The sequence below is a fragment of the Sphingobium sp. SG1 genome, from assembly GCF_057063145.1.
In genome coordinates, this window is sequence record NZ_JBVVOJ010000031.1 from 1 (window position 1) to 19,242 (window position 19,242).

A 19,242-nucleotide genomic window follows, 5' to 3' on the forward strand; every position below is an offset into this window, starting at 1 on the left:
ATGTTTTTCTTCCGGCCTTTGTAGACGCCTTCGGCGCGCGCCGCCTCGATCCCGGCGCGCTGCCGGTCCTTGATGAAGGGGTGACTACACGAAAGTGAGTTTTACGTACGCGATACACGAACGAATGCAGTACGATTACGGGGGAAGGCTGCTACAGGCGCCAGCGCTCATCGGAACATAGAAGGTTTTGCGGGCCAAACGAACGGTAGCGAGCCTAGGATAAAGCCCAAAAAGGGGTTTGAGTAGCAACGGAACAGAAAACCTACATAAGCCAAGCAGCCGCTTATCTCCGGTCCGCGTTGTCATGGACATAACGGCGCAGCACGCGGTTTATTTCGGTCTGGTATCCCCCCGATTGCGCGTGATCCTTGAACCAGCTCACCACATCGGTATCGAGCCGCAGGGTAACGGGTTTTTTGCGCGGCTTGTAAAGACCGGGACGCTTTGCCAAAGCCCAATTCTCAATCGGTGCCTCGGGAATATCCGCCGTGTCGATGTCAGTGTCAGGCATGTCCACTAGCTGCGCAATTTGGGCCGCTATGTCAGCCTCAGTCATCTTGTGCTTCATAACGTTTCCTTTCATCGGCTGTCGCTTTTCGGGCGCTGATAATACGTATGCTGTTCTCATCGTCACCCGTGGGGAGCGTGTGGACGACCGTTAAGATCAATATGCCGCGTACCAAGCCAATCGCGTGCCAGCGTTCTTCGTCGTTTTCATAGCGATCAAACACGATGATATGGGCGGGATCATCCCAGACCAGCTCAGCCAGCTCGAATGCGACATGGTGCTTGCGCAGGTTGGCAGCGGCCTTGTCGTCGTCCCACTCAAATATCACAAAACTTCCTGTATTGACATTATCGTGCATACATTGCTCGAGGGCCAGATGCAACGCTGAACCATGCGGTCACAACAAACCCCGGTTTGATGCGAAGCGGTCCGACGAACGCGATCGACCCACTGGACGGCCTTCAATCTCACATCTACCCGTCCAGAAACCTATAGCCGGTAAACCCATCGTTCGATAGATTGATGCAAGAGGGAGCGGGCGTCGATGCTGATCGGGTACATGCGGGTGTCGACGGGCGAGCAGAATCTCGATCTGCAACGTGATGCGCTCGATCGTGCCGGATGCAACCGGATCTTCGACGACGTTTGCTCGGGCCGTACGACCGAACGGCCTGGGCTCGACAAGGCAATCGATATCATGCGTGATGGCGACGCTCTTGTTGTCTGGAAGCTCGACCGAATTGGACGGTCGCTGCCTCACGTCGTCGGGCTGGTCGGAGATCTGCAGAAGCGCGGCGTCGGCCTGAAGGTGCTGACCGGCGATATCGATACGACGACCGTCACGGGCCGGTTAGTGTTCGGCATCTTCGCAACCCTGGCCGAGTTCGAGCGCGACCTGATCCACGAGCGCACGATGGCAGGGCTGGCTGCGGCCAGGGCCCGTGGCCGCGCGGGCGGGCGGCCACGGGTGATGACGAAACAGAAGTTGAAGGCCGCAATGGCGTTGATGGCAGACCGCGACAATGCCGCGCGCGACGTCGCTGTCCAGCTCGGAGTATCGGTGTCGACACTCTATGCCTATGTCGACGCCAAAGGACAGCCGCGAGAGCGGGCCAGCGAACTGTTGGCCAAGCGCGGGACCAGATCCGCGGCAGCGGCATAGCGTGAAGCGGTGCCAGTCAGCTTTCTCTCGGACGACCAGGCACTGCGATATGGTCGCTTCGTAGGCGATCCGACCTCGGAACAGCTGGCGCGGCACTTTCATCTCGACGATGCGGACCGGGCGTTCATCGGCGCACACCGCGGCGACCACAACCGGCTCGGTGTCGCGGTGCAGCTTGGCTCGTTGAGGCTGCTCGGCACTTTTCTCGAAGATCCGGCGCAAATACCTGCGTCCGTCACGCGATTTGCTGGCGACCAACTGGCGATCGACGGATCGGCCGAACTAATGGCGCGATATTGCGCGACCAAGGGACGATGGCGGCACGGCCCGCGCATCCGCATTCATTATGGCTACCGAGTCTTCTCCGATCCCGGCGTCGCGTTCCGATTGCATCGTTTCCTGTATGCGCTGTGCTGGACGGGCACCGATCGACCGTCGGCCCTGTTCGACGCAGCCGCGACATGGCTGCTCGAGTTCAAGGTGATGTTACCGGGATTGTCCGTCCTCGAGCGCGATATCGCACGGGTCCGCACGCGAGTCGCCGCGCACGTCCATCGCCGCCTGGTCGACAAGCTGACGTCAGAGCAACGTACCCGGCTCGATACGCTCGTCGCTGTTGCCGAAGATGGACGGCAAAGCCCGCTCGATCGACTCCGTGATGGGCCATATCTGCAAAGCGGCCCTGAGATCAGCCGGGCCATCGACCGACTGACCGAAATCCGTACATTCACCACAGGCTTGCCCGAACTCGACCGCGTACCGCCCGGCAAGGCCGCCGCATTAGCGCGATTTGCCGGCGCCGCGAAAGCGCAGGCCGTCGCCCGGTTGCCGGACGATCGCCGCGCGGCGACCCTGGTTGCCTTCATCCGGACGCTTGAAGCGTCGGCCAGCGACGATGTCATCGACCTGTTCGACGCCGTGTCGACCAAGATGTTCTCCAATGCGCGCATCAACGCCAAGGAGGCGCGGATGCGCTCACTGCGCGATCTCGACGCCGCATCGCTCCGGCTTCGCGATGTCGGGGCGGTGCTGCTCGATGACAGTATCGGCGACACCGAGGTCCGCGCAGCCGTGTTCGCGCTCGTCGACCGGGCAGCGCTGACCGAGGCCGTCGCGCAGGTGAACCTGCTCGCCCGGCCGACCGACGAGAGCTACTTCGTCGAGTTGCGCCAGCAGACTGGCACGATGCGCTATCTGCCGAAGATGCTTGCTGGGCTCGATCTTGCGGCGGCGCCAGCGGGGCAGCCGCTGTTGGACGCGGTCGATCACCTGCGGAGAGTTCACCAGGGTGAAAAGCGCCGTGGACCGGTACCAACATCTTTCGTACCCAAGGCCTGGGCCCGCCAGCTGAAGACCGCGGACGGTGCATTCGATCTGATCGGATACCGGCTTTGTACGCTCGACCGACTACGCCGCGCCATCCGTCGCCGCGACGTCTTTCCCGTTCGCTCACTTCGCTATGCCGATCCTCGCAAGGGCCTACTGACGGGAGCTGGCTGGGAGGCGGCGCGACCGACGGTATGCCGCACGGTCGGCGTGGCGGTCGCTGGCGACGAGGAAATCGCCAAACTTTCGGCGCGGCTCGATCTTGCCTACCGCGAAACAGCCGCGCGCGTGCCGGACAACGATGCGGTGACAATTACGAAGACCGCGAGCGCCGCCGACCTATCAATCGCACCGCTCGATAAGATCGACGAGCCATTGAGCCTCACCAACCTGCATAATGCGATCGATGCGCGACTGCCGCGGCTCGATCTCCCCGAGCTGATCCTGGAGATGCACGCGCGAACGGGGTTCGGGGCAGCGTTCACTCATGCCAGTGAGGGCAATGCGCGCGCTGAGGATATAGCGACCACGATCTGTGCAGTGCTTGTCGCGGAGGCAACCAATACCGGGTTCGAGCCGCTTGTCCGCTCGGAGGTCCCCGCCTTGCGCCGGTCGCGGCTGAGCTGGGTGAAGCAGAACTTCATGCGGGCCGAAACGCTGACGGCGGCCAACGCGCTACTGGTCGCCGCGCATAACAGGATTCCACTGACCCGTGCCTGGGGCGGCGGCGAGGTCGCCTCGGCCGATGGGCTGCGATTCACCGTGCCGGTCCGCACGATCCACGCCGGCCCGAACCCGCGCTATTTCGGGCGCGAACGCGGCGTCACCTGGTACAATCTGGTTTCCGACCGTTTTTCCGGGCTGAATGCCGTGACGGTCCCCGGTACGTTGCGCGACAGCCTCCATCTGCTGGCGGTCGTGCTCGACCAGGAAACCGAATTGCGGCCAAGCGAAATCATGACCGATACGGCCGGCTATACCGACACGATTTTCGGCGTTTTCTACCTCCTCGGGCTCCAGTTCTCGCCGCGCATCGCCGATATCGGCGGCGCGCGGTTCTGGCGTGTCGATGGAAAGGCCGATTACGGTGTGCTGGACGACCTCGCGTCGAACAGGATCAACACCAAGCTGATCGTCGAGCACTGGGATGACCTGCTGCGCCTGGCCGGATCGCTCAAACTCGGCGTCGTGCGCGCGACTGGGCTCACCCGTGTCCTTCAGACCAACGATCGCCCGACCAAGCTAGCGCGCGCGCTCCAGGAACTTGGCCGCCTCATCAAGTCGCTCTACATGCTGCGGTTCATCGATGACGAAACCTACCGGCGACGCATCCTGGTCCAGCTCAACCGGGGCGAGAGCCGTCACCAGCTCGCCCGCACCGTATTCCACGGCAAGCGCGGTGAGCTTCGTCAGCGTTACCGCGAAGGGCAAGAAGATCAACTCGGCGCGCTTGGGCTCGTCGTCAATCTGGTCGTGCTCTGGAACACGATCTACATCGACGCCGCGCTCAACCAGCTCCGCACCGAAGGTCATGTGATCCTCGACGAGGACGTCGCGCGCCTCTCGCCGCTCGGCTCCCAACACATCAACATGCTCGGGCGCTACGCCTTCACCATCCCCGACATGGTCGCGCGCGGCGAGCTGCGGCCGCTCCGTGATCCCAGCGTCACGGGCATCGACGATGCCTGAAGCCGCGCCTTATGTAGGTTTTCTGTTCCGTTGCTACTCAACCCCCAAAAACGTTGCCTGAAGCGGCACCGAAAAGCCAAATGCCGGAATGCTCAAAGCTACCAGAGCGTAGGTGTTTGCAGCGACGTCACCGATCATTATTGACGCGGCCAAAACCAATCCCGCCCGTCTGAAGCGCGATAGAAGTAGTACAATAGCAAGCGCGTCTAAGAATATCAGTGATGTCCAAAATAGCTCGAGTTGAAATGGTCCCCAATCATAGGGCCTCCATGCGTATGCTACAAAGTCTCGCGCATGATTGAAAAAACCGAGGCCGAAGCAGGCTATGTAGATTCCCATGATAACCCGAATACGTGCGTCTACGCGGGACCGCGCTGGTGTAGCGTGGTAACGGATCTGATCGATATTTGGTGCCATAGCTATTCCGCCGTTGCGCCTTCCAACGCTTTGTAAAGGGCGGTTTTTCCGATTTTAAGGCGGGCGGCGGCCTCCCGCACAGTAAGGCCTGCTGCGATGTGCGCCCGGGCCTTGCGCAGCTTGTCGGGAGTGACGACAGGGCGGCGACCGCCCTTGCTGCCGCGCTCGCGCGCGGCGCGCAGGCCCGCCTGGGTGCGCTCGCGGATCAGATCGCGCTCGAACTGCGCGAGGGAGCCGAAGATGTTGAACACCAGCATGCCTCCCGGCGTGGTTGTGTCGATGTTCTCGGTGAGTGAGCGGAACCCGATGCCCCGCGACGCCAATTCACCGATCTTCTCGATCAGATGGCTCATCGAGCGGCCGAGCCGATCGAGCTTCCACACCACCAGCGTGTCGCCGGCGCGCAGATAGGCCAGCGCTTCAGCAAGACCGGGCCTGTCAGTCTTGGCGCCCGACGCATGATCGTCGAAAACACGGTCGCATCCTGCCCGCTCCAGTGCGTCGTGCTGAAGCGAGAGCTTCTGGTCGGGGGTGGATACCCGCGCATAGCCGATCAGCGCCACGGGCCGCCCCATACTGTCCGTTTTCCCATCATAATGCGATCTTGTCCGAATCGCCATCGAACGTCCAGAGTTGACGGACACATTCCCAGTGACCGTCCAACGGACGTCTGACGGACAGCGACATGGAGGGGTTCGACCTTGGCCAGAAGACACCTGCTAACCCGCGAGATGCTTGCGGGCCATTATGATCCGTCGCTCGATGAACGCGAGATCGCGCGTCACTTCACCTTGACCCGTGACGACCTCGAACTGATCGCATCCCGGCGTGGCGACGTCACCCGTCTCGGCTATGCGATGCTGATGCTGTATCTGCGCTGGCCGGGGCGCGTGCTGGAAGCCGGCGAAGCGCCGCCCATGCCGATCCTCGCGTTCGTGGCCCATCAGTTGGATGTGTCGCCCGCATCATGGCGCGACTATGCCCGCCGCGACGAAACGCGGCGGTCGCACCTCGCCGACCTGTCGCGGCGCTTCGGTCATCTCGTTTTCAGTCGTGCGGATTTCCACGCGCTGGTCGCGTTCGCCATGCCGATCGCGCAGACCGTCACCCAGTCCTCGCGGCTTGCGGGCATCGTCATCGACGAGATGCGACGCCGGCGATTGCTGCTGCCGCCCGTGACGGTGATTGAGGCGATAGTGCGACGGGCGCGGCAGCAGGCCGGGGATCTGGTCCATGACGTGCTCGCCGGAGATCTCGGCGAACCCGAACGCGCGACGCTCGACGCCCTCCTGTCGCGGCGCGACGACAAAAGCGCGACCTGGCTCTCATGGCTGCGCAACCCGCCCCTATCGCCGGCCCCGCGCAATATCCTGCGACTGATCGAACGGCTCGACCAAGTTCGCGCGCTGGGCCTGGCGGCCTCGCGCGCCGCGACCATCCCGCAGGCGGCATTCGACCGGATCGCCGACGAGGCGGCGCGCATCACGCCGCAGCATCTGGCGGAACTGCCCGACCTACGCCGTCATGCGATCCTTGTCGCTGCCGGCATCCGGCTTGAGGAAAGCCTGACCGATGCGGTGCTGACGATGATGGACAAGCTCCTGGGGAGCATGATGCGACGGGCCGAGAATCGGACCAAGGACAAGGCGATCGGCACGATCCGGTCATTGCAGGCGCAGCTTCGCCTGCTCACCGGCTCATGCCGGACATTGCTCGACGCGCGGGCGCGAGGCGTCGATTCTCTTGCCGCCATCAGTTCGATCGACTGGGAAAGGTTGGGAACGGCGGTCGTGGACGCCGAGCTACTGATCGCGCCGGAAACAATCGACCGCACGGCGGAACTGATCGAACGGCAGCGCTCGCTGCGCTCCGTGATCGGGCCGTTCCTCAACGCCTTTGAGTTTCGCGGGGGTGGTGCGGTGCAGGGCTTGCTCGATGCGGTTCGGCTGATCGCCGACATTTATCGCACCGGACGACGGCGCCTGCCCGATAACCCACCGCTCCGCTTCGTGCCGCCGTCATGGCGGCCGTTCGTGCTGCGCGATGGCGTGGTCGTCCGCGCCGCCTATGAGCTGTGCGTGCTCACCCAACTGCGCGACCGGCTGCGCGCCGGCGACATATGGGTGGCGGCGAGCCGTCATTATCGCGCCTTCGACAGCTATCTCCTGCCGCCTGCAACCTTCGATGCGATGCGCGCGCGAGGACCGCTGCCACTGGCGATCGATACTGATTTCGACAGCTTCGTCGCCGGCCGCCGCGCCAGTCTCGACACCGCGATCGAGCGGGTGACGATCCTCGCTCGACAGGGAGAACTGCCCCAGGTGCGCCTTGACGACAATGGCCTTGTCGTATCCCCGCTCAAGGCGATCACGCCGCCGGATGCAGAGAATATGCGCCGCGTCGCCTATGATCGGCTGCCACGCGTGAAGATCACCGATCTCCTTTTGGAGGTCGATAGCTGGACCGGCTTTTCCGAGTGCTTCACCCATCGCCGCTCCGGTCGCGTGGCGGACGATCGTAACGCGCTCCTGACCGTGATCCTGGCCGATGGCATCAATCTCGGGCTGACGCGCATGGCCGAGACCTGTCAGGGCGCGACCCTGCGTCAGCTCGCCCATCTGCACGACTGGCATATCAGCGAAGCCGCTTATAGCGAGGCGCTGGGGCGGTTGATCGACGTTCACCGCACCGTGCCGTTGTCCGCGCTGTGGGGCGACGGCACCACCTCTTCCAGTGACGGCCAGCTCTTCCATGCGGGCGGGCGCGGCGCCGCGATCGGCGACATCAATGCGCGCAACGGCAATGAACCCGGCGTCAGCTTCTACACCCACGTCTCGGACCAATATGATCCGTTCTCGAGCCGCGTGATCGCGGCGACCGCCGGCGAGGCTCCCTATGTTCTCGACGGGCTGCTATACCATGCCACCGGCCTGTCGATCGAAGAGCATTACACCGATACCGGCGGCGCATCCGACCATGTGTTCGGCCTCATGCCCTTCTTCGGCTACCGCTTCGCGCCGCGCCTGCGCGACCTGAAGGACCGGCGCCTGCATCTACTGCCGGGCCAGGAAGCGGGGCCGCTGCTGGCCGGTATGACCGGCGATCCGGTAGCCATCGGGCATGTCGCCGCCCATTGGGACGAACTGCTGCGCCTCACCACTTCGATCCGCAGCGGCACCGCCACCGCTTCGGCGATGCTGCGCAGATTGTCCGCTTACCCACGCCAGAACGGACTCGCGCTGGCCTTGCGCGAGGTCGGGCGGATAGAGCGCTCGATCTTCATGCTCGACTGGCTGCGCGATCTCGACCTGCGCCGGCGCACCCAGGCCGGTCTCAACAAGGGCGAGGCCCGCAACGCGCTCGCCCGCGCGCTCTTCTTCAACCAGCTCGGCGAGCTGCGCGACCGGCGGTTCGAGAACCAGACCTATCGCGCCTCCGGCCTCAATCTCCTCGTGGCCGCCATCATCCTGTGGAACACCCGCTATCTCGAACGGGCGGTCGGGGCGCTGGCGATCCCGGAGGACGTTGCGCGCCATATCGCCCCGCTGGGATGGGAGCATATCTCGCTCACCGGCGACTATCGCTGGAATGTCGAAAGCCGCCCCGATCCCGGCCAGCTCCGCCCGTTGCGCACGCCTTCCTCGCTCCTGGCCGCATGATGCCATTCACCCGCGTTCGCCAAAGGTTCCCCCCTAGCGTACGTAAAACGCACTTTCGTGTAGTCAGCCCTAGGCGGGGTTGTGGATAATTTCGGGCCGTTGTGCATGTCCGCCATGTCGAAAGGAAGAAAAGCACCGCCTCTTGGGGGCTTCGCCCCCGCCGGCTCGCGGCCTACGGCCGCCCCGGATCGCTAAAGCGATCCTCCCACCCGGCATCCCCCATGATGAGCCGGCTTCGCCGACACGCTTTTGTTTATTTGGGGATGATGGCAACCATCGCGCTCTTACCGCCAGCACACCACCAAGACCCACCGTTGCAAATGGCTTTCCAGAAAAGCCAAGCGGATAGGGCAGTGATCGAGCCGAGAGGGCAGGGGAGGCAGAAGCGTTTCCACAGGCGCGATTTCCGGGCCGCCCAGCTCCATTTCGGGTGTCGGATGGGGTTTGGGGCATCGGAACCGCCCACGACGCTCTACGGGCTTCCCAGGGCGGCCGATTTTTCCGGCGCGAGATCCGCGTGCCGTTTAACGACCTCACGCCTTGTCGAAGCGGCCGGCGAACTCGCGATCGGCATAGTAGCGCAGCTTGGTGGCGACGATCGGCCGCTGGCCCGACAGGAACAGCAGCTCGCGATCGTCGGGAAGCGTGCGGACCTCATCGGGGGTGAGGAGGGGCCGCGCGACATGCTGCTCGCCGAACGAGATGCCGCTTTGCTCGGAATCGAGCGCGCGGCTCATCGTCTCGAACACAACCGTTTCCTGGCCGAGCAGATCGGAGACGAGCTTAGCGCTGTCGTGATCGTTGACCCCGAATATCTGCAACACGGCGGCGTTGGAGAGGAAGGTGCCGGCGCGGCGCTCGTAGAGCGCGCGGAGCTGGTGAACGTCTTGCAGGATCGGCCAGAGCTGGATGCCATAGCCGGCCATCAGGCCCATCGCGCGCTCGATCGGATCGAGCCGGCCGAGCGCCGCAAACTCGTCGAGCAGGAACAGCACCGGCTTGGCGGCGGACGCCGGCGCGCGCGCCAGATCGGTGAGCGATTGGGCCAGCATCAGGCGCAGCCAACGGGCATAGGTGGCAAGCCGATCGGGCGGCAGCACCAGGTAGACCGTCGTGGCCGTGGCCTTCACGTCGGCGAAGCTGAAATCCGATCGGCCGAGCAGCGCCGTCATGCGCGGGCTGTCGAGGAAATGGGTATGGCGCTGCGCGGCCGACAGCACGCCGGCGGCTTCGCGATCGGACTTGCCAAGGTGGCGGTTGGCGGCGCGCGCGGCAAGGCCGCCTTGCGCCTGCATGGCTTCGAGCTGGGCTGCGAAGGCTTGCGGGGCGAGGGTGAGCCGGTCGCGCAGCGTGGCGAGATTGCGCATCGTGGGCGGCTCGCCGGTGGCGATCGAGAGGATGATGCCGGCGATCAGCGCCTTGGCTTCCTCGTTCCAATGGGCCTCGCCGGCTTTGCCCGGCGGATCATAGACCAGCGCGTCGGCCAGTGTCATGCAGTCGTCGGCAAGATCGAGGCCGTGCGCGTCGATGCGATCGAGCGGATTGAAGGCCGCGCCGGGAAGGCCGGTGACGCCGAAGGGATCCAAGATATGGACCGGGCCGAGCTGCGCGCGGTGGCGAGCGGTGATGCGGGCATTTTCGCCCTTGGGGTCGATGCAGACGACCGGGCCGGGATAGTCGAGCAGATTGGGAATGATGGTGCCCACGCCCTTGCCGGTGCGGGTCGGCGCGATCGTCAGCAGATGGGCGGGGCCGGCATAGCGCAGCGGCTTGCCCGTCTTGCGGTCGCGGCCGATCAGCAGGCCGGCGTTGCCGGCGAGGGGCTTTGTCTCGCGATCGGTGGCGAAGCGGGCCGAGCCGTGGGTGGCGTCGCCTTCCGGGCCGCCATAGCGCATGATGAGCGGCTGAAAGAGCGCGCGCAGGCCGACGAGGATGACGACGATCGCCGCCAGCATCATCACCGTCTGATAGATGTTGGAACCGTGGGGCAGGCCGAGCAGCGAGTTGAGCACCAGCTTCATACCGAGCCCGAGCACCAGGCCGGTGATGAGGAACAGGATTAGGACGCTGAACAGATGGCGGATCAGCCGGATCGGGCTGACCACCAAAGCGGTGATCGCCCATATCGGCTCCGCACGCACGATGCGCGTCAGGTTGCGGATCGCACGGACGAGCTGGCGCAGCCACTCCATCGTCAGGACGCCTTGCCGGCTAGCGGCGTGATCGCAAGGCTCCGATCGGCGTCGGGGTGATTCATCAGCCGGAGCAGGATCGCGGTGGCGAGGGGAGGGGGCACCGCTTCGTCGCGCAGCATGTCGAACAGCGCCGCGTCGTCGGCCGACAGCGCCATGCCTTCGATCGCGAGGTTGGCGCGGGAATCTTCGTCGTCTTCGCGCCACATCGCGGCTTCGGCCGAGCTGCCGCGCGTGAAGGGGAGGGCGCGGACCTCGCGCCGGATCGCTTCGATGTTCAGCCCGCTCATTCGATCCTCTCTTCCGCTTCCGCGTCGAACGCGCGTTTGCCCCGCCGCTTCCAGAGCGCCAGCACGTCGCCGGCATCGTCGCCCCGCGCGCGTCCCGCCAGTTCGAGCAGCGCGCCGTAAAGGGTGGCGCGATCGTCGTCGGCGAGATCGACCAGGCCGGCCTTCTGGACGAGGCCGCCCAGCTCGATCAGGTGACGGGTGCGTTCGCGGCGTTGCACGACCCAGCCTCTCGTATCGGTGCGGCGCTGCCCGGCCTCAGCCCGGCGAACCGCCTGTGCCAGTTTCGCCTGCGCCGCCGCTGTTGTCCGCAGCGCCTTTGCCAGCCTTGCGCCCGCGCCGCTGAAAGAAGGCGGCACCCTTCGCGCGCCACACCTCCTTTGCATCGGTATCCTTGGACACAGCAGCGTCGAGCAGCGCGCCCGCCAGCGTCTCGATGTCGAGCGCATCGGCCCCGGTCGCCGCCACCAGCTCGCCGAGCTGCTGCACCTTGCGCGCCTTCAATGCCCTGGCCTTGTCGCCGAGGGCTTTCAGCTCCGCATCATAGTCGCGTGCCTTGCGCATATTCTTCTCCCTCTCGCCCAGATCGGGAGACGCAGAGTAGCACGATCGGCGAGTGAGAGAACGGACCGCAGCTGGAAATGCGGCGAAGTCAATCACAGGAACGGCAGAGAGTGTGAGTGCGCGCTTATACGTCGTTGCCGACGTGCGCTTGAAGGAGCAAGATAGCGGGCCGTCATGGCGATCTACCATTTCTCGGCCAAGGTCATCAGTCGCGCCAACGGATCGAGCGCGGTTGCGTCGGCCGCCTATCGATCGGCATCGGAGCTGCATGACGACAGGCTCGGGCGCGACCATGATTTCAGCAACAAGGCCGGCGTCATCCATTCCGAGGTGATGTTGCCGGAAGGCGCACCGGAGCGTTTAAACGATCGCGCGACCTTGTGGAACGAGGTTGAGGCGGACGAGAAGCGCAAGGACGCGCAGCTCGCCCGCGAGGTCGAGTTCTCGATCCCGCGCGAGCTGAACCAGCAGCAGGGCGTGCAACTTGCCCGCGATTTCGTCGAGAAGCAGTTCGTCGAACGCGGCATGGTTGCGGACCTGAATGTGCATTGGGATTTTGCCGAGGATGGCAGTCCCAAGCCGCACGCCCACGTCATGCTGTCGATGCGCGAGGTAGGGCCGGAGGGGTTTGGGCAGAAGGTCCGTGACTGGAACAGCACCGAGTTGTTGAAGGGCTGGCGCGAAGCCTGGGCCGATCATGTCAACGAGCGGCTTGCCGAGTTGGATATTGATGCTCGCATAGATCACCGCACGTTGGAGGCGCAGGGGATCGCGCTTGAGCCCCAGCACAAGATCGGCCCTGCAGGGTCGCGCCGATTGGATCGCGGCGAGGATGCCGAGCGTGCCGATGATCATCTGCGCATCGCGCATGAGAATGGCGAGAAGATCATCGCCCGGCCGGAGATCGCGCTGGACGCGATCACGCGCAGCCAAGCGACGTTCACCCGGCGCGACCTGGCGATGTTCGTCCACCGCCACAGCGACGGCAAGGAGCAGTTTGACCAGGCGATGAGCGCGGTGCGGACCAGTCCCGAGCTGGTGGCGCTGGGGACGGACGGGAAGGGCGAGGAGCGGTTCACGAGCCGCGACATGATCGTGGTCGAGCACCGGCTTGAGCGCGCCGCTGACGGCCTTGCTGCCGGCGATCGGCACGGCGTCTCCGATCGCCACCGGGAGCGCGCCGTGGCGGCGGCCGAGGGCAGGGGGCTCACCCTCTCGGCCGAGCAGCGCGGTGCGCTCGATCACATCACCGGCCGCGACGGTCTGGCGTCCGTCGTCGGCTATGCCGGCAGCGGCAAGTCGGCGATGCTGGGGGTTGCGCGCGAGGCGTGGGAGGCGGACGGCTATACCGTGCGCGGCGCGGCGCTGTCCGGCATCGCGGCCGAGGGGCTTGAGGGCGGATCGGGCATCGCCTCGCGCACGATCGCGAGCATGGAATATCAGTGGGAGCAGGGCCGCGAGCAGCTTGGCCCTCGCGACGTGCTGGTGATCGACGAGGCCGGCATGATCGGCACCCGCCAGATGGAGCGGGTGCTGTCCCACGCCGAACAGGCCGGGGCCAAGGTGGTGATGGTCGGCGATCCCGAGCAGCTACAGGCGATCGAGGCCGGCGCGGCGTTCCGCAGCCTCGCCGAGCGCCACGGCGCGGCCGAGATCGGCGAGATACGCCGGCAGCATCAGGACTGGCAGCGCGACTCGACCAGGGCGCTCGCCACCGGCAGGACCGGCGAGGCGGTCCACGCCTATGACCAGCATGGCATGGTCGCGGCGGCCGACACGCGCAGCCAAGCGCGGGCCGAGCTGATCGACCGCTGGGACGCGCAGCGCGTCGCCGATCCCGATCAGTCGCGGATCATCCTCACCCACACCAATGCCGAGGTTTGGGATTTGAACCAGGCGGCGCGCGAGCGGTTGCGCGGCGCCGGCGAGCTGGGGGACGACGTGCGCGTGTCGGCCGAGCGGGGCGCGCGCGACTTTGCCCAGGGCGACCGCATCATGTTCTTGAAGAACGAGCGCGGGCTTGGCGTAAAGAACGGCACGTTGGGCGAGATCGAGAAGGTCAGCCCCGAGCGCATGTCTGTCCGCCTTGATGATGGCCGTAGGCTCGCGTTCGACCTGAAAGACTATGCTCATGTCGATCATGGCTATGCCGCCACCATCCACAAATCCCAGGGCGTGACAGTCGATCGCGCGCACGTCCTCGCCACCCCCGGTATGGACCGCCATTCGGCCTATGTGGCGCTGTCGCGGCACCGCGACGGCGTGCAGCTCCATTATGGCCGCGACGACTTCGCCGATCAGCGTCAGCTCACCCGCACGCTTAGCCGCGAGCGGGCGAAGGATATGGCGTCGGATTACGGCCAGGACCGCGATGCCGAGGTTCGCGCTTTCGCCTATCGGCGCGGGCTGTCGGGCGAGATCCGCTTCGCGGAACCGCCCGAGAGGGCGGGAGTCGACCAGCGCGCGGCCGAGCGTGGATCGTCGCGCGAGACGCGCGAGGATCCACGAAAGATCGGCCGCGGCGAGGAGACGGCCGCGGGCGAGGGGCCGCTGCGGCGGGGCATGTTCGACGGCTTCCGGCCCGCGTCGGAGCGGCCGTCGCCGGCGGCCGATCGCGGCCAGGGCGACAAGCCCAAGCGCGGCATGTTCGACGGGTTGAAGCTGTCGGCCGAGCGGACGCCCGTGCGGGGACAAGCCGCCGATCGCGGTGCTGACCGCACCCAGGACCGCGATTACGCCCGCGCCGTCGAACGGGTGGCGCGATCGGCGACCACCATCGCCCAGGCCCACGAGAAGGGCGCGCCGGTGCTCGAACATCAGAAAGTGGCGCTCGAGCACGCGAAGGGCGCGCTCGAGCAAATCCGGCCGGGATCGTCTCGAGACATGATCGCGGTGGCCGAGCGCGATCCCGGCCTGGTCCGCGAGGCGGCGGCGGGGAAGAGCGGGCCGATGATCGACGCGATGGCGCACGAGGCGAAGGTGCGCGCCGATCCCAACATGCGCGCCGATCGGTTCGTGGAACGCTGGCAGGGGCTCCGCCATCAGCGCGGTGCGGCCGAGCGCGCCGGCGACCATGCCGGCGCGGAGAAGGCCGGCGGAGCGATGCGAGGCATGGCGAAGGGCCTTGAGCGCGATCCCCAGGTGGAATCGCTGCTCAAGGGCCGCCGTCAGGAATTGGGATTGCAGATGGAAATGGGGCGTGCCCGCGCGATCGGGGCCGAGCTGGTGGAGCAGCTCGAAATCAGCCGGGATCGCGGGCTCAGCCGCTAGGAGAGGCTATGGACGAGGATTATCGCGACGAACCCCAGGACGATCCGGCCGCGGCGTTCGAGCGGCTGCGCGGCGAGGTGTCGTTGCTGCGCAGCGCGATCGAGGGGCTGACCGCCGCGCGCGAGTCGATCGACATTCCCGATTATGAGCCGACATTGGCGCGCACCGAGAAGGTGCTGACGGTGCTCGCCGAGCAGTTCGGCCTCTTGCGCCAGAGCCCGGCGATGACGCTCACGCCCGAGAATATGGGCGGGCGTTTAAACGCCGCCGTCGCCGACAGCGTGAACACGCTGCGCAGCCATGCCCAGGCATCGAAATCGGCGCTGGACGGCACGGTCAACGAGCTGCGCGCCATTGTGCGATCGGCGCGCCATGCCGACGAGCAGGACCGCCGCGTCTATCTGTTCGGCGGCGGCGGCCTGGTGCTGGGGCTGGTGCTCTATGCGGTGATGGCGGGTCCGATCGCGCGGCTCGTGCCGGCGAGCTGGCAATGGCCCGAGAAGGTGGCGACGCGCGTGCTCGCCGAGCGCACCCCTTGGGATGCCGGCCAGCATCTCATGGCGCGTTCGTCGCGCGAGAGCTGGGCCGCGATCGTCGCGGCCGATCGGCTGATACGCGACAACCGCGAAACGATTGACGGGTGCCGCGAGCAGGCGGCCAAGGCCAAGAAGGCGGTGCGCTGCACGGTAGACGTGAAGGCCGAAGAGTGATCAACCATTGGAGATTGGAAGATGACTTATATTCTGCTTCTGCACCGCGAGCTTGGGGGTGTTTGCGGGAGGGGGCGAAATCCTACGCTAAGGGTTTAGGCCAGCGATATTCGCCGGTGAGGTTGATGTGTTCCCATCCCAGCGGTGAGACATGGGCGAGGAGATCAGGCGGGACGACGATGCCGTCCACGGCGCGGCTGTCCACGACCTCCCCGAGTTTCATGGTGTTCCAGAAGATGATGATGGCGGCGAGCAAGCGCGGGCGGCTCGCCCTTGCGCCAGAACGCCCGCATCTTGGCGCGGTCATCCATATGGGCGTCGGCGATGATCGCGCGCGCCGCCTGGATGAACTGCCCATGCCCGAACACATAGGCGAGCGATCCCGCAGGCATGGCGGCGAGCCGGTCCAGCGCCGTCTCGCAGCGCCGGAGCAGGGTGGCGAAGCTCTCCGCCCCTTCCCCGTCGCAATAGTCAGGATCGGCCGCGCTCCAATAGCGTTCGAGGTGCGGCATCCGCTCCGCGCTGCGCGTGCCGTTCCAGCGCGCCGGTTGGAGATAGGTGAATCTTCGATCGGCCACACTTCGACCGGCACGCCGGGAAAGCGCGCGATCGTCGGCGCGGCCGTCTGCCGGTGCGCGTATAGGGCGACGTGACGATGAGCGCGGGCGCTTGCGTCCAGCTCGCCGCGACCGCCCTCGCCTGTTCGTGGCCGCGCTCCGTCAGCTCGATCGTCGCGAGATCGTGGCACGGTAGGCCGGCGTTGCCGGTGCTTTCGCCGTGACGGATGAAAATCGCCCTCATAGCCGGTTGTCCCGGAGCCGATCGGGCGTCCAGCCTTCGGGCAATTCGTCGCCGGGTTCGGGAGGCCGATCGGGCACCTTGGCCAAGATGCGGTCAAGACCATCCAATGTGGAGCCTGCGGAACGCCGCCTGAAAAACTCCGCAGCCGTTTCCCCTTCGCGCGGCGGATCAATCGTCATTATGCAAATCCGTCATAAGCGCATCGACGCTGGGGAAGCGTGCCCCCTCCCCCGCTTCCAGTTCCTCGATCGCCGCGCGCGTCGCGGCTTGGCCGGTCAGCTCGGCCTCGAACTGGGCCTTGCGCGCCTCATACTGGGCGCGGCGCTCCGGACTCCAATCCTTCATGCGATCAGCCACAAGATCGCGAAACGGGCGATGGCCTGCCATTTTGCCCGTCGCTCAGGCCGCTTCTTTCAGCGTCAACTCGACGTGCAGATGGGCCGACGCTGCAATGTTGACGAGCGCATCCAGGGAGAACTTGGCCAGCTTGCCGCGCAGCAGATCATTGGTCCGGGGCCGGGTCAGCCCAAGGCGCTTGCCCGCTTCGTCCTGTGAGACATTCCAGCCCTGCACCACCTTGCGGATTTCATACAGCAAGGACGAGCGCAGTTTCAGGTTCGCGGCCTCCTGCTCGGTATCGGCGAGCGCGTCCCACACGTTCTCATAGATTTCCGATGTCATTGCTCCGCCTTCCATCGTTTCAACCTTTGCGCCGCGAGTTCGAGGTCTTTCTTTGCCGTTGCCTGCGTCTTTTTCTGGAACGCATGAAGCACCAAAACCCGGTCCTCCAATGTCGCCAGATAGATCACCCGGAACGCGCCCGACGCCTCCCGGATGCGAATTTCCCGAACGCCTGGCCCCACGGTTTTCATGGGCTTCCAGTCGTCGGGATCGTCGCCGCGTTGGACAAGCTCAAGCTGCCAACCGGCATCTGTTCGCGCATCTTCCGGGAAGGCGCGAACATCGGCCTTGCTACTTCCCAACCACTCTACCGGCTTCATGGGGCTGGGTGTATCAAAACAGAGACAGTAATTCAAGCTCCTTCGCCTTGGGCGTTCGGAGGCTGGGTTTTGCGCCTGCCGCTGCGCGGCACCGTGGCCCTACTCGCTTCGCTCCCCAAGCCGAGGGCATAGCGTGGATGGTAGGCGTCACCTCAAGGTTTGTGCGCCAGACAACGATTTGGCGGACATAGTGAGAACATCGGCTATGCCACGAGTTTGAGGCGGGCCATAGGATCGTTGAGGGTGCGGAACTCGCCAGGGGAAAGCCGATTTGCCCTTTGCCACAGGTAGTCGCCGGTCAAGCTGATGTGCGCCCAGCCCATCGGAGAGAGATGGGCGAGCAGCGCATCGTCGAACGTGCCGCCGGATGATTTGAGATGCTGGGCGGCCCTGTCCATATAGACGGTGTTCCAGTAGGAAATCGCCGCGATCAGCAGATTGAGGCCCGATGCCCGATATTCCTGATTTTCGATCGAGCGGTCGGTGAACCGTCCCTGTCGGTTGGTGTAGATCGCGGCGGCAAGCGTATGACGTGCTTCGCCTTTGTTGAGGCCGGCCTGGCAGGCGCGGCGCAGATCGGGTTGCTCAAGCCAGTCGAGCGTAAATAGCGTCCGCTCGATGCGGCCGAGTTCGGCCAGCGCGAAATCCAGCCTGTTCTGGCGCTTGTAGGCGGCCAGCTTGCGCAGGATCGCGGAGGGCGCGACGGGGCTTTGTTGCATAACAAGGTAATGGATTCCCTTGGGGAATCGGTTGTCATAGATGGTCCGGATGCCCAGACCGACGCCGCCGAAGTATCGCACGACCAATTGGCCCGAGTATAATGCAGCGCTCAAGCGGCGAGGCTCGCTGGATGTGTGGTTTGACCCGGAGATGGACTGGTTTGCGGCGCCCGATGGTCGGCCTGGGCGGCCACTGCGGTTTTCGGACCGGGCGATCGAGTTCTGCCTGACGCTGAAAGGGCTGTTTCAACTGCCGCTGCGGCAAGTGACGGGTCTGACCCAGAGCCTGCTCAGGATGGCGGGCCTGGACTGGCCGGCCCCGGATTACACGACGCTGTGTCGGCGCCAGAAGAGCTTGTCGGTCGATCTTGGCGGTAGGCCCAACGCAGGCGGGCTGCACTTGCTGGTTGATAGCACGGGCATCAAGATGATGGGTGAAGGGGAGTGGAGAACGCGTAAACACGGCGCTTCCTACCGTCGCCAGTGGCGCAAGGTGCATCTGGGGATCGACGCAGAAACCTTCGATATCCGGGCGCTCGAAGTCACGAGCAATGCCGTCGGCGATGGCCAGACCCTGCCCGATCTGCTGGCGCAGATCCCGGAGAATGAGACCATTGTCACCGTCGGCGGCGATGGCGCCTATGACACGAGGGCCTGCCACGCGGTCATTGCAGGGCGCGGTGCCGATCCGGTCATCCCGGTTCGCCGCAACGGCAAGCCATGGACCAAGGACGGTCCCGGCGTCGCCGCCCGCAATGAAACGCTGCGCGCGATGAAGCGGCTCGGCAGGGCGATCTGGAAAAAGTGGAGTGGCTATCACCGCCGCAGCCTGGTCGAGACCAAGATGCACTGCTTCAAGCGGCTCTGTTGCAAAAATCGTGAAGCTTGAGCATGCTTGGCGGAGATTGGACGGACGGAACGATGACGGATTTCAAGT

The 19,242-nt window shown here is 65.1% G+C and carries 16 protein-coding genes and 4 pseudogenes; 6 read left to right on the forward strand and 14 right to left on the reverse strand.

The annotated features are described in order from the left end of the window. Positions 1–283: 283 nt before the first annotated feature. Positions 284–568 carry a BrnA antitoxin family protein gene (locus tag AC0KVN_RS26130; protein WP_010339846.1) on the reverse strand — a complete coding sequence of 95 codons (285 nt, stop codon included), beginning with the start codon at positions 566–568 and terminating at the stop codon, positions 284–286. After that, on the reverse strand, positions 549–866 hold the full coding sequence (locus AC0KVN_RS26135) for a BrnT family toxin (protein ID WP_031290428.1): 318 nt from the start codon (positions 864–866) through the stop codon (positions 549–551). Before AC0KVN_RS26135 ends, AC0KVN_RS26130 begins: the two co-directional genes overlap by 20 nt. 186 nt (positions 867–1,052) lie before the next feature. On the opposite strand from AC0KVN_RS26135, the gene AC0KVN_RS26140 reads away from it, so the two are divergent. Together AC0KVN_RS26140 and AC0KVN_RS26145 are read left to right on the forward strand one after the other, a co-directional pair. After that, positions 1,053–1,670 (forward strand): recombinase family protein, encoded by a 618-nt coding sequence (locus AC0KVN_RS26140; protein WP_015449304.1) that lies wholly within the window; start codon positions 1,053–1,055, stop codon positions 1,668–1,670. A 9-nt stretch (positions 1,671–1,679) separates the two neighbouring features. Then, on the forward strand, positions 1,680–4,685 hold the full coding sequence (locus tag AC0KVN_RS26145; RefSeq protein ID WP_015449303.1) for a Tn3 family transposase: 3,006 nt from the start codon (positions 1,680–1,682) through the stop codon (positions 4,683–4,685). 419 nt (positions 4,686–5,104) lie between these two features. Here the strand turns inward: AC0KVN_RS26145 and AC0KVN_RS26150 are convergent, their stop codons facing one another. Then, positions 5,105–5,665: a recombinase family protein gene (locus AC0KVN_RS26150; RefSeq protein ID WP_483656615.1), complete on the reverse strand. Its 561-nt coding sequence runs from the start codon at positions 5,663–5,665 to the stop codon at positions 5,105–5,107. Positions 5,666–5,803: 138 nt separating this feature from the next. On the opposite strand from AC0KVN_RS26150, the gene AC0KVN_RS26155 reads away from it, so the two are divergent. Next, on the forward strand, positions 5,804–8,761 hold the full coding sequence (locus AC0KVN_RS26155; protein ID WP_066522050.1) for a Tn3 family transposase: 2,958 nt from the start codon (positions 5,804–5,806) through the stop codon (positions 8,759–8,761). A 533-nt stretch (positions 8,762–9,294) separates the two neighbouring features. On the opposite strand, the gene AC0KVN_RS26160 is transcribed toward AC0KVN_RS26155, so the two are convergent. From AC0KVN_RS26160 to AC0KVN_RS26175, 4 genes are read right to left on the reverse strand one after another with little or no spacing between them, the layout of a single operon-like run. Then, the gene (locus AC0KVN_RS26160) at positions 9,295–10,953 is read right to left on the reverse strand and encodes a type IV secretory system conjugative DNA transfer family protein (protein ID WP_483656616.1); all 1,659 of its coding nucleotides are present in this window, start codon (positions 10,951–10,953) and stop codon (positions 9,295–9,297) included. 2 nt (positions 10,954–10,955) lie between these two features. Beyond that, positions 10,956–11,243 carry a hypothetical protein gene (locus tag AC0KVN_RS26165; RefSeq protein ID WP_483656617.1) on the reverse strand — a complete coding sequence of 96 codons (288 nt, stop codon included), beginning with the start codon at positions 11,241–11,243 and terminating at the stop codon, positions 10,956–10,958. Then, positions 11,240–11,461, reverse strand: coding sequence for a conjugal transfer protein TraD (locus tag AC0KVN_RS26170; protein ID WP_483656618.1), 222 nt, complete (start codon positions 11,459–11,461; stop codon positions 11,240–11,242). Before AC0KVN_RS26170 ends, AC0KVN_RS26165 begins: the two co-directional genes overlap by 4 nt. Positions 11,462–11,498: 37 nt before the next feature. After that, a complete protein-coding gene (locus tag AC0KVN_RS26175; RefSeq protein WP_483656619.1) occupies positions 11,499–11,804 on the reverse strand; it encodes a conjugal transfer protein TraD in 306 nt (101 codons plus the stop codon). A 174-nt stretch (positions 11,805–11,978) separates the two neighbouring features. On the opposite strand from AC0KVN_RS26175, the gene traA reads away from it, so the two are divergent. Both traA and AC0KVN_RS26185 read left to right on the forward strand, forming a co-directional pair. Continuing rightward, positions 11,979–15,074 carry a Ti-type conjugative transfer relaxase TraA gene (traA, locus tag AC0KVN_RS26180; RefSeq protein ID WP_483656620.1) on the forward strand — a complete coding sequence of 1,032 codons (3,096 nt, stop codon included), beginning with the start codon at positions 11,979–11,981 and terminating at the stop codon, positions 15,072–15,074. 8 nt (positions 15,075–15,082) lie between these two features. Further along, a complete protein-coding gene (locus AC0KVN_RS26185; RefSeq protein WP_483656621.1) occupies positions 15,083–15,784 on the forward strand; it encodes a DUF6118 family protein in 702 nt (233 codons plus the stop codon). Positions 15,785–15,866: 82 nt separating this feature from the next. Here AC0KVN_RS26185 and AC0KVN_RS26190 read toward each other — a convergent pair. The 7 genes and pseudogenes from AC0KVN_RS26190 to AC0KVN_RS26220 all read right to left on the reverse strand — a co-directional run. Next, positions 15,867–16,040 (reverse strand): annotated as a pseudogene (locus tag AC0KVN_RS26190) (Tn3 family transposase); the annotation flags it as partial. After that, positions 16,036–16,585 (reverse strand): annotated as a pseudogene (locus tag AC0KVN_RS26195) (histidine phosphatase family protein); the annotation flags it as partial. The pseudogenes AC0KVN_RS26190 and AC0KVN_RS26195, both read right to left, overlap by 5 nt. Then, the gene (locus tag AC0KVN_RS26200; protein ID WP_483656622.1) at positions 16,582–16,764 is read right to left on the reverse strand and encodes a hypothetical protein; all 183 of its coding nucleotides are present in this window, start codon (positions 16,762–16,764) and stop codon (positions 16,582–16,584) included. The gene AC0KVN_RS26200 and the pseudogene AC0KVN_RS26195, both read right to left, overlap by 4 nt. Further along, positions 16,754–16,930: a hypothetical protein gene (locus tag AC0KVN_RS26205; RefSeq protein WP_483656623.1), complete on the reverse strand. Its 177-nt coding sequence runs from the start codon at positions 16,928–16,930 to the stop codon at positions 16,754–16,756. Before AC0KVN_RS26205 ends, AC0KVN_RS26200 begins: the two co-directional genes overlap by 11 nt. Before the next feature lie 54 nt (positions 16,931–16,984). Next, positions 16,985–17,266 (reverse strand): helix-turn-helix domain-containing protein, encoded by a 282-nt coding sequence (locus AC0KVN_RS26210; RefSeq protein WP_013038658.1) that lies wholly within the window; start codon positions 17,264–17,266, stop codon positions 16,985–16,987. After that, positions 17,263–17,622 carry a type II toxin-antitoxin system RelE/ParE family toxin gene (locus tag AC0KVN_RS26215; protein ID WP_483656624.1) on the reverse strand — a complete coding sequence of 120 codons (360 nt, stop codon included), beginning with the start codon at positions 17,620–17,622 and terminating at the stop codon, positions 17,263–17,265. Before AC0KVN_RS26215 ends, AC0KVN_RS26210 begins: the two co-directional genes overlap by 4 nt. A gap of 167 nt (positions 17,623–17,789) precedes the next feature. Beyond that, positions 17,790–18,293 (reverse strand): annotated as a pseudogene (locus tag AC0KVN_RS26220) (Tn3 family transposase); the annotation flags it as partial. Between the two features lie 61 nt (positions 18,294–18,354). Here AC0KVN_RS26220 and AC0KVN_RS26225 point away from each other — a divergent pair. After that, positions 18,355–19,170 (forward strand): annotated as a pseudogene (locus tag AC0KVN_RS26225) (IS5 family transposase); the annotation flags it as partial. Positions 19,171–19,242: the final 72 nt, after the last annotated feature.